Raw genomic sequence first — 14742 nt, forward strand, 5'->3', positions numbered from 1 at the left:
GGTCCGGAGCGGCCTGTCCTCGTCCCGATGGGCAGGCGGTGGCCCGGGCAGGCGGCAGCCCTCGGCCGCATCTCTGCAAACCGCAGGCGGCACGCGCAATGTCCAGCTCATCCTTCTTCGCCCCGGGCTGCGGCCTGACCCCGAACGAGCTCGCCGAGCTCTGCTCCGGCGAACTGCGGGGAGAGGGCGATCCCGATCGCCGCATGACCGGCATCGCGACGCTCGCCGATGCAGGTGCGAGCGACGTCAGCTTCTTCGACAATTCCCGCTACCGCGATCAGCTCGATGCCACGCGGGCGGGGCTCGTCATCCTGCCGGAGAAGCACGCGCGCTTTCTGCCGAGCGGCGTTCAGGGCCTCGTGGTCAAGGACGCGCAGAGCGCCTTCGCGCTGGCGGGCCGTGCACTCTTCCCCGAAGCCCTCGCGCCTCGTCCGTTCGGGGCGGGCGAGGGCATCTCGCCCAAGGCGGACGTCCACCCGTCCGCGCGTCTGGAAGAGGGCGTGATCGTCGAGGCCTTCGCCTCCGTCGGGCCCGAGGCCGAGATCGGTCGCGGCACGATCCTGTCGCCCGGCAGCGTCGTCGGCGCCGGCTGCAAGGTCGGCCGGGACTGCCGGATCGGCCCGAGCGTCACCATCCAGCATGCGCTGATCGGCGACCGGGTCATCCTCCATCCCGGCGTCCAGATCGGGCAGGACGGATTCGGCTACGCCAGCGGGCCGACCGGTATCCTGAAGATGGTCCAGGTCGGGCGCGTCGTCATCCAGGACAATGTGGAGATCGGCGCCAACACCACGGTCGATCGCGGCGCGCTGCGCGACACGGTGATCGGCGAGAACACCAAGATCGACAATCAGGTCCAGATCGCGCACAACGTGTCGATCGGCCGCAACTGCATCATCGTCAGCCAGGTCGGCATCTCCGGCTCGGTGACGATCGGGAACGGCGTCCAGGTCGGCGGGCAGTCGGGCTTCAACGGCCATGTGACGGTGGGCGACGGCGCGCAGATCGCCGCCGTCTCATCGGTCGCGGGAGACGTGCCGGCGGGCGCGCGGTGGGGGGGCGTTCCGGCGCACGACGTGCGCGACTGGTTCCGCGAAGTGACATGGGTGCGCGACAGCGCGAAGGCAGCACGCAAGAGAACGGGTAAGAGCGATGAGTGAGGCGAGCAGGGCGCTGGAGAGCGTCGACATCCTGAAGATCATGGAGCTGCTTCCGCACCGCTATCCGTTCCTCCTCGTCGACAGGATCGTGGAGATCGACGGCGACCGGCGCGCGATCGGCATCAAGAACGTGACCATGAACGAGCCGCATTTTCAGGGTCACTTCCCCAAGGCCCCGGTCATGCCGGGCGTTCTGATCATCGAGGGAATGGCGCAGACGGCAGGGGCCATCTGCACTCTGGCGCAGAAGAGCGGTACCCCGGCGCTCGTCTACTTCATGACGATCGACGGGGCGAAGTTCCGCAAGCCGGTCGTTCCGGGCGACCGCATCGAGTATCACGTCGAGCAGACCAAGAAGCGCGGCAACATCTGGAAGTTCGACTGCGTCGCCAAGGTGGACGGGTCGAAGGTCGCCGAGGCCAGCGTCAGCGCCATGCTCGTTCCAAAGGACGAAACATCCACCGCATGAGCGAAACCATCATCCACCCGACCTCGATCGTCGAGGACGGGGCCGTGATCGGCGAGGGCTGCGAGATCGGCCCCTTCTGCCGGATCGGACCGCAGGTCGTGCTCGGCGCCGGGGCGAAGCTGCGCTCGCATGTCGTCCTGTTCGGCAACACGACGATCGGGGAGGGCGCGAACATCTTCCCCTTCGCCTCGATCGGGCACGCCCCGCAGCATCTGAAGTATCGCGGCGAGGACACGCGTCTGGTGATCGGCAGGAACTGCCTGATCCGCGAAGGCGTGACGATGAACCCCGGCACGATCCAGGGCCGCAACGAGACGACGGTCGGCGACAACTGCTCCTTTTTCACGAGCGCGCACGTCGCCCATGACTGCGTGATCGGCGACAACGTGACGCTCATCAACAACGTCATGCTCGCCGGCCATTGCGTGATCGGCGACCATGCGACGATCGCGGGCGGTTCGGGCATCCACCAGTTCACGCGGATCGGCCACCACGCCTATATCGGCGGGCTGGCGGCGGTCGAAGGCGACGTCATTCCCTTCGGCATGGTGCTCGGCAACCGGGCCTATCTCTCCGGGCTGAACGTCATCGGCATGAAGCGCGCCGGCTTCGGCCGCGAGGCCGTGCGCAACGTGCGCAAGGCCTATCGCGTCCTCTTCTCCGACGATCTGACGTTCAAGGAGAACATGGACGAGGTGGAGGCCGAGTTCCCGGACGATCCGCTCGTCCAGGACCTTCTCGGCTTCATCCGCTCGGGCGGAGACCGCGCGCTGTGCTTCCCGCGCAGCCCGAAGGGCTGAGCCCGGCGCCGCCCGCCCCGGACCGTCCCGGCGAGGGCTTCGGCATCGTCGCGGGCGGCGGGCGCCTGCCGCAGCTCCTCGCCGAAGCCGCCGAGCGCGCCGGCTGGACGCCGGTGATCGTGACCGTCGCGGACGGACAGCGCGAGGACTGGGCGCGGCCGGTGGCGCGCCCTCTTTCCTGGGGCAGGACGGGCGACGTCTTTCCGCACTTCACGTCGCGCGGCGTCCGGCATGTCGCCTTCTGCGGCACCATCTCGATCCGGCCCGACTACCGCTCGCTGATCCCGAGCCTTCGAACGCTGGCGCTTCTGCCCGAAATCCTGCGCATCACCCGTGGCGGCGACGACAGTCTGCTGCGGGCCGTAGGCGGTGCTTTCGAGCGGCGCGGCTTCGTGCTGCACGCGGTGCACGAGTTCCTGCCCGAACTTCTGGCTCCGGCGGGCTGCCTGACGGGTCACCGCCCGACGGAGGGCGACCGCCGTGCCATCGCGCGGGCCGCGCGGGCCGCCGACTGGCTGGGCGCCGAGGATATCGGCCAGGCGGCCGTCGCCTCGCCGGAGCGCGTCATCGCGCTGGAGGGCATCGAGGGAACGCGGGAGATGCTGGCGCGCGTGGCGGACCTGCGCAAGCGCGGGCGCATCGGCAAGTCCGAGCGCTGCGTTCTGGTGAAACGCGCCAAGCCTCAGCAGGACCACCGCTTCGACCTGCCGAGCATCGGCGTCGAGACGGTCGCGCAAGCGGCCGAGGCGGGCCTGACCGGCATCGCGCTCAGCGCCGGCAGCGCGCTCCTCATCGACGCGCAGGCCGTCGTGGAGCGCGCGGATCGGGGCGGACTGTTTCTCTACGGGATGAGCGAAGGAGAGGCCCCATGAAGATCGCCTTCGTCCTCGGCGAGGAATCGGCCGACCGGATCGGCGCCGATCTGGCGCGCGCGCTTCGGGCGCGGGTCGGCGACGACCTTCAGCTCGTCGGCCTCGGCGGCGCGGCCATGGAGCGCGAGGGGCTGCGCAGCCTCTTCGACATCGAGGAGCTCTCGATCATCGGCATCGGCGGCATCCTGGCGCGTCTTCCGCAGCTGATGCGGCGCCTGTCGCAGACGAGCGACGCGATCCTCGCGGCCGAGCCCGACGCGGTCGTGACGATCGACAGCTTCACCTTCACCAATCGCGTCGCCACCCGCATCCGCAAGGCGCGGCCAAGCCTGCCCATCGTCAACATCGTGCCGCCCGCCGTGTGGGCCTACCGGCCGGGCCGGACGGAGGCGCTGACGCTCGCCGTGGACCACGCCGTCTGCCTGTTTCCGTTCGAGCCGGACTTTCTGAGGGCGCAGGGCGGACCGCCCGCGACCTATGTCGGCCATCCCCTGATGAGCGAGCCGAATCTGGCCGCGATCATGTCGGGGCTCGGCGGAAGGCCGGGAGCGCCTTCGTCGCCGCCCCGGCTCCTGATCCTGCCCGGATCGCGGCGCGGCGAAGTCTCACGCCTCATGGACGATTTCGGCCGAACCTACGCCTTCCTCAAGCGGCGCATTCCGGAGCTCACCGCCGTCCTGCCCGTCATCCCGCGCGTGAGGGCGGCGATCGAGGAAAAGCTGAAAGGCTGGGAGCACCGGCCCGAGCTGGTCTTCGGCGACGAGGCGAAATGGCAGGCCTTCGCCTCCGCCGACGCGGCGCTCGCGGCCTCGGGAACCGTCGCGCTGGAGCTGGCGTTGGCCAACGTTCCGACCGTCATCGCCTACCGGCTCGACCCCGTCGCCTATCAGCTGCGCCACATCATCACCGGCTGGACGGCGGTGCTGCCGAACCTGATCGTCGATCATCCTCTGGTCCCCGAGCATTTCCACGAATTCGTGCGGGCCGACCTTCTGGGCCGGCGGCTGGAGCGCCTGCTCACCGACACGCCGGAGCGTTCCGCGCAGCTCAAAGGCTTCGACGAACTGCGTCGCCGCATGACGGTGGACCGTCCGCCGGGCGAGGCCGCGGCGGAAATCGTGCTGCGCGAGATCGAGCGGCGGCGGTAGGGGGAGCTAGTCAGGGGGCGGTCATCGCAACGCTCCGTGCGCCCCGCTCCTCGGCGCCCCCCTCTGGCCTGCCGGCCATCTCCCCCTCAAAGGGGGGAGATCGAACTCGTTCGACGGCTTCGCATCCTGGACAGCTCGAAGAAATACACGGGGCGCACAACTGCGATCTCCCCCCTGGAGGGGGAGATGCCGGCAGGCAGAGGGGGGCATGACGGCCGCAGCCTGTCAGTGAAGGAACGCGGAGCGCCTGTAAAAGTAAGAGAAAGTGTGGGGTCGAAATCCGGCGCTCCGCCTTCCTGCAAGACCGGGTGAACCCCGGCGGGGACGGGACCTCGGCCCGATGTCGCCCTATCGGGGCGTTGGGCTGTCTGCGATCCCGGACCGAAGCCGGCACGACGACAGCGCTTCTTCCGTCGCGCGCCGGAAGCGATGCCGCCCTCGTCGGGCTCCCCGAAGGCGGTCTCGAAACGGAATCGCCGATCGCTCGCGCCCGCCCGAAGACCCCTCCGGTCGGCAACAGAATGCCTCAGCTTCGCAAGAAGGGGATAAGTTCGCCGGCGCAGGCAGGCGACTGCCAAAGAAAAAGGCGCCCGCGGGCGCCTCTTTCACTCGTTCGGGAGACCCGGATCAGCGCTGGTCGAGCGCCACGTAGTCGCGCTTGGGCGCGCCGGTGTAGAGCTGACGCGGACGGCCGATGCGCTGCTCGGGGTCCTCGATCATCTCCTTCCACTGCGCGATCCAGCCGACCGTGCGCGCCACCGCGAAGAGCACGGTGAACATGGTCGTCGGGAAGCCGAGCGCGCGCAGCGTGATGCCGGAGTAGAAGTCGACGTTCGGGTAGAGCTTCTTCTCGACGAAGTATTCGTCGTGCAGCGCAATGCGCTCCAGCTCCATCGCCACTTCCAGCGTCGGATCGTCCTTGATGCCGAGCTCGTTCAGAACCTCGTGGCAGGTCTGCTGCATGATCTTCGCGCGCGGGTCGTAGTTCTTGTAGACCCGGTGGCCGAAGCCCATCAGGCGGAAGGGATCGTTCTTGTCCTTCGCCTTCTGGATGTATTCGGGGATGCGATCGGCGGTGCCGATCTCCGTCAGCATGTTCAGCGCCGCTTCGTTCGCGCCGCCGTGGGCGGGGCCCCAGAGGCAGGCGACGCCCGCCGCGATGCAGGCGAAGGGATTGGCGCCCGACGAGCCGGCCAGACGCACCGTGGAGGTGGAGGCGTTCTGCTCGTGGTCGGCGTGGAGGATGAAGATCCGCTCCATCGCCTTGGCCAGGACCGGGTTCGCCTCATAGGGCTCGCACGGAACGGCGAAGCACATGTGAAGGAAGTTCTCGGCGTAGGAGAGGTCGTTGCGCGGATAAACGAAAGGCTGGCCGATGTGGTACTTGTAGGCCATCGCCGCGAGCGTCGGGATCTTCGCGATCATCCGGATCGAGGCCACCATCCGCTGGTGCGGATCGGAGATGTCGGTCGAATCGTGGTAGAAGGCCGAGAGCGCGCCGACCGAGCCGACCATCACCGCCATCGGGTGCGCGTCGCGGCGGAAGCCCGTGTAGAACCGGCTCATCTGCTCGTGCACCATCGTGTGGCGCGTCACGCGGTAGACGAAGTCCTCCTTCTCCCGCGCGGTCGGCAGCTCCCCGTAGAGGAGGAGATAGCAGGTCTCGAGGAAGTCGCCCTTTTCGGCCAGCTGTTCGATCGGATAGCCGCGATGAAGGAGGACGCCCTCGTCGCCGTCGATATAGGTGATCTTCGACTCGCAGGCCGCGGTCGAGGTGAAACCGGGGTCGTAGGTGAACATCCCGGTCTCTTTGTAGAGCGCGCCGATGTCGACAACGTCCGGCCCGATCGTGCCGTGCCGCACGCGGAAATCGGCGTCCTTGCTGTCGAACGAAAGCTTGGCCGTATCACTCATGGCTTTCCCTTCATCACGGCCGCCCGGAGAAACTCCGCTGCAGCGCACTCGTCGGAATTAGGTCCTGAATGCCTAGACGAAAGGCATCCGTCGAACAAGTTTTCGCCGCGATCCTGTTGCGGCGCAACCATGCGGCCCGTCAGGCTGCCTGATCTTTCAGCCGGGCAAGCGCCTCGTCGCGCCCCAGAACCGCCAGGACGTCGAAGACGCCGGGCGAGGTGGTGCGACCCGTCAGCGCGGCGCGCAGCGGCTGGGCCGCCTTGCCGAGCTTCAGTTCGTTCTCTTCCGCATAGGTCCGCACGATCGATTCGAGCGAGGCCGCGCTCCACTCCTGCGCGGCTGACAGGCGCGGCAGAAGGCCGGCGACGATCTCGCGCCCGCCGCCCGACAGGATCGCCTCCGCCTTCTCCTCGACGGCCAGAGGACGCTCCGCGAAGAGATAGGCCGCGCTCTCGGCGAGCTCGACCAGCGTCTTGGCGCGCTCCTTCAGGCCGGACATCGCCTCGGTCAGAAGACGGCGGACCGTCTCGTCGTCCTTCGCCTTCAGGATGGCGCCGTTCGGCAGATGATCGCGCTCGACCATCAGCCGATCGACCAGCTCCGCGTCGTCGGCCGCCCGCATCCAGTGGCCGTTGACCGCTTCGAGCTTGGCGAAGTCGAACCGCGCGGCGCCCTTGTTGACGTCGGCGATGTCGAACCAGGCGATCATGTCCTCCAGCGACATGATCTCGTCGTCGCCATGGCTCCAGCCGAGCCGGGAGAGATAGTTGCGCAGGCCCTGCGGGAGATAGCCCATCTCCCGATAGGCCTCGACGCCGAGCGCGCCGTGGCGCTTGGAGAGCTTGGCCCCGTCCGGCCCGTGGATGAGCGGGATGTGCGCCATGATCGGCACGTCCCACCCCATCGCCCGATAGATCAGCGTCTGGCGCGCCGCGTTGGTCAGATGGTCGTCGCCCCGGATGATGTGCGTGACGCCCATGTCGTGATCGTCCACGACTACGGCGAGCATGTAGGTGGGCGTTCCGTCCGAGCGCAGGAGCACGAGGTCGTCGAGATCCTTGTTCGGGAAGCGCACGTCGCCCTGAACCCGGTCCGCGACGAGGGTCTCGCCGTCGAGCGGCGCCTTCAGCCGGATCACGGGCTTCACGCCCTCCGGCGCCTCGGACGGGTCGCGGTCGCGCCAGCGGCCGTCGTAGCGGGGCGGGCGCTTCTCGGCCTTGGCGCGCTCGCGCATCTCCTCCAGCTCCGCCTGGCTGGCATAGCAGTAGTAGGCGCCGCCCTTGGCGACCATCTCCTCGGCCACCGCGCGATGGCGGCTCGCGCGCTCGAACTGCGAGACGGGCGGCTCGTCCGGCGAGAGGCCCAGCCATTCCAGGCCGTCGATGATCGCCTGCGCGGCCTGCGGCGTGTAGCGCTCGCGGTCGGTGTCCTCGATCCGCAGGAGCATCGTGCCGCCGGTATGGCGGGCATAGAGCCAGTTGAAGAGCGCGGTCCGCGCGCCGCCGATGTGCAGGTAACCGGTCGGGGAGGGCGCAAAGCGGGTGACGACGCGGTCGGACATGCGGGGAGGCTCCATGAGGTCGGGATCGGCCGGGCGAAGGGGGCGCGGAACGATCGAGAGTCCCGCCTTACGGGCCCGTCTTTCCGCTCGGCTTTTCGCGTGCGCTGTGTAGCATAGGGGGGAGCGCAGACAAGACGACGGTCGGCATGAGCGTCCTCAAGGCAGGGAAGGAGGCGCATGACGACCCGCAGGGCGGGCGGCCCTCCGCACGGCCCGGCAGGGGGCTCGCAGCGCCGTTCCGCCGGCCTTCCCTCGAGGGGCTTCGCGCCGCCCTCGCGCGCGAGACAGCGGCCGAACAGGCCGCCCGCGGCGGCTTCTTCCTTCTGCCCCTCGGCCTCGTCGCCGGGATCGCGACCTTTTACGGTCTCGACCTCCGGCTTCCTCCCGCAGCCGCCGCGGCGGGCTTTCTCGTCCTCGCCGGCCTGATCGCCGTCCTGCGCGAGCGGATTCCGTCCCTCGCCGTCCTGACGGTCCTCGCCTGCGCCCTCGCCGGGCAGATGCTGGCGCAGGCGGAGCTGGCGCGGACGCACACGACGATCTTCTCCGGCGAGGCGACCGTGCGGATCGCCGGGCGGGTCGCGTGGCGGGACTTCGACGACCGGGGGCGCATCCGCTACCTGATCGACATCGAGGAAACCGCGCGGCCCGTCCTTTCGCGTCCGCCCGAACGCGCGCGCATCCTCGTCTCCAGCGTCCACGATCCGATCCCGGTCGGGGGAACCTACAAAGGGCTCGTCCGCCTGCGCCCACCCTCCGGCCCCGCCTTGCCGGGCGCCCACGACTTCGCCTTCGTGCCCTACTTCCAGGGCCTCGGCGCCTACGGCTTCTCGCTGGGCGCCCCGCAGCCGCACGCGGAGCCCGCCTCGCGGGAACTCGGTTGGGCGGAGCGGGTCGCGAGCCTGCGCGTCTCGATGGCCGAACGGATCCGCGCCGTCGTTCCCGGCCCGCAGGGGGCCGTCGCCGCCGCCCTGATCACCGGGGAGCGCGCCGGCATTCCCGCCGAGATCGAGGAATGGCTGCGGATCACCGGGCTCGCCCACATCCTGGCGATCTCGGGCCTTCACATGGCGCTGGTCGCGGGCTTCACCATGCTTTCGGTGCGGCTTCTCGCCTCGCTCGTGCCCGGCCTGCCGCTTCGCCTTCCGACCAAGAAGATCGCCGCCGTGGCGGCCCTCATCGTGGCGACCGCCTATCTCCTGATCGCGGGGGAGAGCGTTTCGACGCAGCGCTCCTGGATCATGCTCGTCGTCATGCTCGGCGCCGTCCTTCTCGACCGCCCGGCGCTGACGCTGCGCAACGTCGCGATCGCCGCCGTCATCGTCGTGACCGTCAAGCCGCATGCGGTGGTGACGGCGAGCTTCCAGATGTCCTTCGCCGCCACCGCAGCGCTCGTCGGGGCCTACGGCGCGCTGATGCGATGGTGGACCGCGCGGGACCGCGGCACGCGCCGCCGCGAGCGCGGGCTCTTCCTCGGCGTTCTGGCGGCCCTTGCCGGTCTCGCGCTCTCATCCCTGATCGCGGGCGGCGCGACAGCGCCCTTCGGCGCCTATCACTTCCAGCGCGCGGCGCCGCTCGGCGGGGTGATCGCCAACGTCCTCGTGATGCCGCTGTTCTCGTTCGTCGTCATGCCGGCGGGGCTGCTCGGCGTCCTCGCCATGCCGTTCGGCCTCGACGGGCCCTGGCTGACGACGATGGGGCACGGGCTGGCGATCATCTTCGCGCTCGCCGAGGCGATCGGCTCCCGGTTTCCCGACCATGCGACGGGACTCATGCCGCGAACCGCGCTCGTCCTCTTCAGCGGCGCCATCCTCGCCCTCTGCTTCTTCGCCGGACGCCTGCGCTGGCTCGCCTTGCCCTTCGCCGCAGCGGGCATCGCCCTGTCGGTCCCCGAACCGACCCGGCCCGAACTCCTGATCTTCGAGGACGGGAAGGAGGTGGCGTTGATCGACGAGACCGGTGCGCTCCGCCCTCTGAAAGCGCGCCCGAACGCCTTCGTCGCAACGCAATGGGAGCGCGCCTTTCCACGGCGCGCGAAGGCGCACGACGCACCCGGTCGCGAGATCGCGCCGCCGACGCCGACCTTCGTCTGCAAGGACGACATCTGCCGCGCGGAAACCCGCTCGGGGCTGCGCGTCGCCTGGACCGAGGACTACGAGAAGACGGGCGCGCTCTGCGACACGTCCGACATCGGGATCGTCTCGCGCGCCATCCGGCCGACGGAGTGCCGCTCCGGCGCGCGGCTGGTGACCCTGCGCACGCTGCGCCGGACGGGCTCGCTCGCCGTTTCGCGCGATCCGAAGAGCGGCGAAATCGTGATCCGCCGCTCGATCGCGCCGGAGCCGCGCGAATGGAACATGCATCGCCACGCCGCGTGGCCGGAGTTCTGGCGCGATCCGGCGGGGAGCGCCACGACGCCCGATGACGGTCTCGAGGCCTCCGGCCCAGACTCGTCCGGCGGAGAACCGACCCCGGCGGCGTCCCGGCGGGCGCCGGAAACGCCCGCCGCGCCGGGCGATCAGTAGCGGCGGATCAGTCCGACGAGCTTGCCCTGCACCTTGACCTGGTCGGCGCCGAAGATGCGCGTCTCGTAGGCCGGGTTCGCGGCCTCCAGCGCGATACGGTCGCCCTTGCGGCGGAAGCGCTTGAGCGTCGCCTCCTCCTCGTCGACGAGGGCGACGACGATCTCACCCGGATTGGCCGTGTCGGCGCGGCGGATGACGACGGTGTCGCCGTCGAGAATGCCCGCCTCGATCATCGAATCGCCTGCCACGTCGAGCGCGTAATGTTCGCCCGGCCCGATCATGTCCGGCGGCAGGACGAGATCGCGCGTGTTGTTCTGGATGGCGGAGATCGGCACACCCGCCGCGATCCGCCCCATGACCGGCACGCTGATCGAATCGTTGGCCGCCGAGACGGGCAGGGGCCGAACCTCGGACTTGCCCATAGCGGGCGTCGAGGCGACGAGGCTCGGCCGGAACCCTTGCGGGACGGGCCGGGGCGCGCTCTTGGCGATCACGTCCGGCAGCTTGAGGATCTCCAGCGCCCGCGCGCGGTTGGGAAGGCGGCGGATGAAGCCGCGCTCCTCCAGCGCGGTGATCAGGCGATGGATGCCGCTCTTCGACTTCAGCTCCAGCGCATCCTTCATCTCGTCGAAGGAGGGCGGCACGCCGGCCGACTGCAGCCGCTCGTGGATGAAGAGGAGGAGATCGTGCTGCTTGCGCGTGAGCATCGCCGAACCCTTGGGACAGAATCAAAACAAAACCTGAACAAAGCTACTTGTTCCGTTTGTGTTCCGCAAGTCAGTCCAGCGGCAGATAGAGGCAGTCGTCACCCGTTCGGGCGGCGGCCGCGTTCGCGGGGCGCAGGAGCAGGGCTTCGGCCCGCGCGTAGATCGAGAGCAGCGAGGAATCCTGCCGCGAAAGCGGGACGATGACGACTTCGCCTTCGGCGCCCTCGATGCGCGATCGCACGAACTCGGCACGGTCGTCGTTCGCCGGCACGTTCCGCCCGAGGCGGCCCTTGCGGAAGCCCGCGTCCGGCAGGCCCGCGAGCCGCCTCACCAGCGGCCGAAGGAAGACCGTCGCCGCGACCATGGAGGAGGCGGGGTTCCCGGGGAGCCCAACGATCATGGCGGGTCCGAGCCGGCCCGCCATGATCGGCTTGCCCGGCCGCATCGCGACCTTCCAGAAGTCGAGCGAAACGCCGCGAGAGGCGAAGGCCTTGGCCGCGAGATCGTGGTCGCCGACCGAGGCCCCGCCGATCGAGACGAAGATGTCGGCGCCGGCCGCCACCGCCTCGTCGAGCCGGGCGCCGATCGCGTCGAGATCGTCCGGCGCGATCCCGAGGTCGAGGACGTCGCCGCCATTCGCCTCGACGAGCGCCGCGACGCCGTAGCCGTTCGAGGCGACGATCTGCGACGGGCCGACCGGCTGGCCGGGCTCCACTAGCTCGTCGCCGGTGGCGAGGATCGCGACGCGCGGGCGACGAAGGACATCGAGGGCCGGATGGCCGCCGCTGGCCGCGAGCGCCACCATTCCGGCCGTCAGGCGCGAACCTGCCGAAACCAGGGTTTCGCCTGCGGAGAAATCGTTGCCGAGCGGCCGGATGTTGGCGCCCTTCGACGGGACGACCGTCGCGCGGACATCGCCCTCCACTCGCTCGGCGTTCTCCTGGATCAGCACCGTATCAGCCCCGGCCGGAACGGGTGCGCCGGTGAAGATGCGGACCGCCTGACCCGACCCGACCGTGCCTTCGAAGGCACGGCCCGCCTGCGCTTCCCCGATCAGCGTCAGGAGACGCCCGTCGGCGGCGTCTTCGGCGCGCAGCGCGTAGCCGTCCATGGCGGAGGCGTCGAAATCGGGCTGGGTGCGCAGCGCGATCACATCGCGCGCCAGAACCCGCCCGGCGGCGAGCCGAAGAGGCACGCTCTCCGTCCCGGTCAGGGCGCCGACCCCCTCCAGAAGGTCGGCCAGCGCGTCCTCGACGGGGCGAAGGCTCATGCGGCCCCGCCCGACGCCCGCGCATAGTCGCCGGACCGGCCGCCGGACTTGGCGACGAGCCGGATGCCGGTGATCTCCATCTCGCGGTCCACGGCCTTCGCCATGTCGTAGATCGTCAGGCAGGCGACGGAGACCGCCGTCAGGGCCTCCATCTCGACGCCCGTGCGCCCGCCGACCTTCGCCGTGGCGACCACGCGAAGGCCGGGAAGCTCCGGCTCCAGCGTGATGTCGACCGAGACCTTGTCGAGCATCAGCGGATGGCACAGCGGAATGAGATCGCTGGTCTTCTTCGCCGCCATGATGCCGGCGATCCGCGCGATGGCGACGACGTCGCCCTTCTTGGCCTGACCGGAGGAGATCAGTTCCAGCGTCTCGGCCTTCATGACGACGAGGCCTTCGGCGCTTGCCTGCCGGCTCGTCACGTCCTTCTCGCCGACATCGACCATGGTGGCCGCGCCGGACGCGTCGAGATGGGTCAGCCGGGTCTCGCTCACGCCACGGCCTCGACGCGGGCGAGAAGGGCGCGGGTCGCCGCCTCGACATCCGCCTGCCGCATCAGGCTTTCGCCGACGAGGATCGTGCGGATGCCGGAGAGGGCGAGGCGGGCGCAATCGGCCGCCGCGTTGATGCCGCTCTCGCCGACGACGATGCGGTCCGCGGGGACGAGCTTCGCCAGTCGCTCGGCGACGGCGAGGTCCGTCTCGAAGGTGCGCAGATTGCGGCTGTTGATGCCGACGAGCCGCGAGCGCAGCTTGAGGGCGCGTTCGAGTTCTGCCTCGTCGTGAACCTCGACGAGAACGTCGAGGCCGTGGTCCTCGGCCGCGTCCTCCAGCGAGGCGGCGGTCTCGTCGTCCACCGCCGCCATGATGATGAGGATCGCGTCGCCGCCCCAGGCGCGGGCTTCCGCGACCTGATAGGCGTCGAACAGGAAGTCCTTGCGCAGCGCGGGCAGGGCGGTCGCGTCGCGCGCCGCCGTCAGGAAGGCCGGCTCGCCCTGGAAGGACGGCGCGTCTGTCAGGACGCTGAGGCAGGCGGCGCCCGCCCGCTCGTAGGCGCGGGCGAGGGACGGGGGATCGAAATCCTCGCGGATCAGGCCCTTGGACGGGCTGGCCTTCTTCACCTCGGCGATGAGGGCGGTGCGATCCTGCGAAAGGCTCCGCTCGATCGCGGCGGTGAAGCCGCGCGGCCGGTCGCGATCCGCGATCATCGCCTTCAGTTCGGCGAGCGGGACAGCGGCCCTGGCGGCCGCGATCTCCTGGCGCTTGTAGGTCTCGATCCGGGCGAGGATGTCGCTCATCGGCTTGCCTTCCGGCTGCGTTGGGAGGCCTCGACGAGACGGGCGAGGGCCGCCGAAGCCGCACCCTCGTCGATGGAGGCGGCGGCGAGCGACAGGCCGGCGGGGATGTCCGCGACACGGTCCGCGACGACCAGCGCGCCCGCAGCGTTCAGGAGGACCACGTCGCGATAGGCGTTGCGCTCGCCCGACAGAACTGCGCGCAGCGCCTCGGCGTTCGCGACGCCGTCGCCACCCTTCAGCTCGGACAGGTCGCGGCGCGGCAGACCGAACGTCTCCGGCTCGACCGTGAAGCGCTCGATCCGTTCGTCGTCCAGCGCCACGATCTCGGTCGGCCCGCAGACGGTCATCTCGTCCAGCCCGTCGCCATGCACGACCCAGGCCTTGCGGGTGCCGAGCGCGCGCAGCGTCTCGGCGATCGGCATCAGCCATTGCGGCGAGAAGACGCCGAGGAGCAGACGGTCGGCGCCGGCCGGATTGGCGAGCGGGCCGAGAATGTTGAAGATCGTGCGGGTGCCGAGCTCGACCCGGCTCGGGCCGACGAAGCGCATGGCCGAATGATGCGTGGGCGCGAACATGAAGCCGATGCCGGCCTCCGCGATCACCGGGCCGATCTCGGCGGGCTTCAGATCGACGTCCACGCCGAGGGCGGTGAGCACGTCGGCCGCGCCGGACTTCGACGACAGGGCGCGGTTGCCGTGCTTGGCGACGGTGACGCCGCAGCCGGCCACGACGAGCGCCGTCAGGGTGGAGATGTTCAGCGTCCCGGCGTGGTCCCCGCCGGTTCCCACGATGTCGATCGCATCCTTCGGCGCAGCCACCCGCGCCATGTTGGCGCGCATCACGTCGACCGCGCCCGCGATCTCGTCCACGGTCTCGCCGCGCACGCGAAGGGCCATCAGGAAGCCGCCGATCTGGCTCGGCGTCGCCTCTCCTGACATCATGACGCCGAAGGCGGCGGCGGCTTCGGCGCGCGTCAGCGCCACGCCGTCCGCGACCTTGGCGAGGTAGGGCTTCAGATCCAT

Annotated in this window: 13 protein-coding genes; 6 read left to right on the forward strand and 7 right to left on the reverse strand. The window is 69.8% G+C overall.

The genetic code is table 11. From position 1 onward, the window contains the following. Positions 1 to 98 precede the first annotated feature (98 nt). Genes lpxD through lpxB form a run of 5 tightly spaced genes read left to right on the forward strand, consistent with a single transcriptional unit; the run spans position 99 to position 4449 of the window. Positions 99 to 1160, forward strand: coding sequence for a UDP-3-O-(3-hydroxymyristoyl)glucosamine N-acyltransferase (gene lpxD / locus AC6R2M_RS08770; RefSeq protein WP_500481246.1), 1062 nt, complete (start codon positions 99 to 101; stop codon positions 1158 to 1160). Next, a complete protein-coding gene (gene fabZ / locus AC6R2M_RS08775; protein WP_500481248.1) occupies positions 1153 to 1629 on the forward strand; it encodes a 3-hydroxyacyl-ACP dehydratase FabZ in 477 nt (158 codons plus the stop codon). The genes lpxD and fabZ overlap by 8 nt, the downstream gene beginning before the upstream one ends. Beyond that, positions 1626 to 2429, forward strand: coding sequence for an acyl-ACP--UDP-N-acetylglucosamine O-acyltransferase (gene lpxA / locus AC6R2M_RS08780; protein WP_500481250.1), 804 nt, complete (start codon positions 1626 to 1628; stop codon positions 2427 to 2429). Before fabZ ends, lpxA begins: the two co-directional genes overlap by 4 nt. Further along, positions 2402 to 3301, forward strand: a complete 900-nt coding sequence (locus tag AC6R2M_RS08785; RefSeq protein ID WP_500481252.1) for an LpxI family protein — start codon at positions 2402 to 2404, stop codon at positions 3299 to 3301. Before lpxA ends, AC6R2M_RS08785 begins: the two co-directional genes overlap by 28 nt. After that, positions 3298 to 4449, forward strand: a complete 1152-nt coding sequence (gene lpxB / locus AC6R2M_RS08790) for a lipid-A-disaccharide synthase (RefSeq protein ID WP_500481254.1) — start codon at positions 3298 to 3300, stop codon at positions 4447 to 4449. The genes AC6R2M_RS08785 and lpxB overlap by 4 nt, the downstream gene beginning before the upstream one ends. Before the next feature lie 627 nt (positions 4450 to 5076). Here the strand turns inward: lpxB and gltA are convergent. Both gltA and gltX read right to left on the reverse strand, forming a co-directional pair. After that, a complete protein-coding gene (gltA, locus tag AC6R2M_RS08795; RefSeq protein ID WP_500481256.1) occupies positions 5077 to 6363 on the reverse strand; it encodes a citrate synthase in 1287 nt (428 codons plus the stop codon). A gap of 139 nt (positions 6364 to 6502) precedes the next feature. Beyond that, positions 6503 to 7924: a glutamate--tRNA ligase gene (gene gltX, locus AC6R2M_RS08800; protein ID WP_500481258.1), complete on the reverse strand. Its 1422-nt coding sequence runs from the start codon at positions 7922 to 7924 to the stop codon at positions 6503 to 6505. Between the two features lie 146 nt (positions 7925 to 8070). On the opposite strand from gltX, the gene AC6R2M_RS08805 reads away from it, so the two are divergent. Further along, positions 8071 to 10446: a ComEC/Rec2 family competence protein gene (locus tag AC6R2M_RS08805; protein ID WP_500481260.1), complete on the forward strand. Its 2376-nt coding sequence runs from the start codon at positions 8071 to 8073 to the stop codon at positions 10444 to 10446. Here the strand turns inward: AC6R2M_RS08805 and lexA are convergent. The 5 genes from lexA to trpD all read right to left on the reverse strand — a co-directional run bounded on the left by lexA (position 10440) and on the right by trpD (position 14742). After that, positions 10440 to 11153 carry a transcriptional repressor LexA gene (gene lexA, locus AC6R2M_RS08810; RefSeq protein ID WP_500481262.1) on the reverse strand — a complete coding sequence of 238 codons (714 nt, stop codon included), beginning with the start codon at positions 11151 to 11153 and terminating at the stop codon, positions 10440 to 10442. The two genes, AC6R2M_RS08805 and lexA, sit on opposite strands and share 7 nt — an antisense overlap. A gap of 70 nt (positions 11154 to 11223) precedes the next feature. Next, positions 11224 to 12423: a molybdopterin molybdotransferase MoeA gene (locus tag AC6R2M_RS08815; protein WP_500481264.1), complete on the reverse strand. Its 1200-nt coding sequence runs from the start codon at positions 12421 to 12423 to the stop codon at positions 11224 to 11226. Next, positions 12420 to 12917: a cyclic pyranopterin monophosphate synthase MoaC gene (moaC, locus tag AC6R2M_RS08820; RefSeq protein ID WP_500481266.1), complete on the reverse strand. Its 498-nt coding sequence runs from the start codon at positions 12915 to 12917 to the stop codon at positions 12420 to 12422. Before moaC ends, AC6R2M_RS08815 begins: the two co-directional genes overlap by 4 nt. Beyond that, positions 12914 to 13720 (reverse strand): indole-3-glycerol phosphate synthase TrpC, encoded by an 807-nt coding sequence (gene trpC / locus AC6R2M_RS08825; RefSeq protein WP_500481268.1) that lies wholly within the window; start codon positions 13718 to 13720, stop codon positions 12914 to 12916. The genes moaC and trpC overlap by 4 nt, the downstream gene beginning before the upstream one ends. Continuing rightward, a complete protein-coding gene (gene trpD / locus AC6R2M_RS08830; protein ID WP_500487547.1) occupies positions 13717 to 14742 on the reverse strand; it encodes an anthranilate phosphoribosyltransferase in 1026 nt (341 codons plus the stop codon). The genes trpC and trpD overlap by 4 nt, the downstream gene beginning before the upstream one ends.

It is taken from the genome of Aureimonas sp. CAS (assembly GCF_059838215.1).

Bases quoted from the DNA above. Each gene is read 5' to 3' on its own strand.
- AC6R2M_RS08805 (WP_500481260.1), top strand. From the start codon at position 8,071: ATGAGCGTCCTCAAGGCAGGGAAGGAGGCGCATGACGACCCGCAGGGC.
- lpxA (WP_500481250.1), top strand. From the start codon at position 1,626: ATGAGCGAAACCATCATCCACCCGACCTCGATCGTCGAGGACGGGGCC.
- lpxD (WP_500481246.1), top strand. From the start codon at position 99: ATGTCCAGCTCATCCTTCTTCGCCCCGGGCTGCGGCCTGACCCCGAAC.
- lpxB (WP_500481254.1), top strand. From the start codon at position 3,298: ATGAAGATCGCCTTCGTCCTCGGCGAGGAATCGGCCGACCGGATCGGC.
- gltA (WP_500481256.1), bottom strand. From the start codon at position 6,363: ATGAGTGATACGGCCAAGCTTTCGTTCGACAGCAAGGACGCCGATTTC.
- lexA (WP_500481262.1), bottom strand. From the start codon at position 11,153: ATGCTCACGCGCAAGCAGCACGATCTCCTCCTCTTCATCCACGAGCGG.
- trpC (WP_500481268.1), bottom strand. From the start codon at position 13,720: ATGAGCGACATCCTCGCCCGGATCGAGACCTACAAGCGCCAGGAGATC.
- fabZ (WP_500481248.1), top strand. From the start codon at position 1,153: ATGAGTGAGGCGAGCAGGGCGCTGGAGAGCGTCGACATCCTGAAGATC.
- trpD (WP_500487547.1), bottom strand. From the start codon at position 14,742: ATGGATCTGAAGCCCTACCTCGCCAAGGTCGCGGACGGCGTGGCGCTG.
- gltX (WP_500481258.1), bottom strand. From the start codon at position 7,924: ATGTCCGACCGCGTCGTCACCCGCTTTGCGCCCTCCCCGACCGGTTAC.
- AC6R2M_RS08815 (WP_500481264.1), bottom strand. From the start codon at position 12,423: ATGAGCCTTCGCCCCGTCGAGGACGCGCTGGCCGACCTTCTGGAGGGG.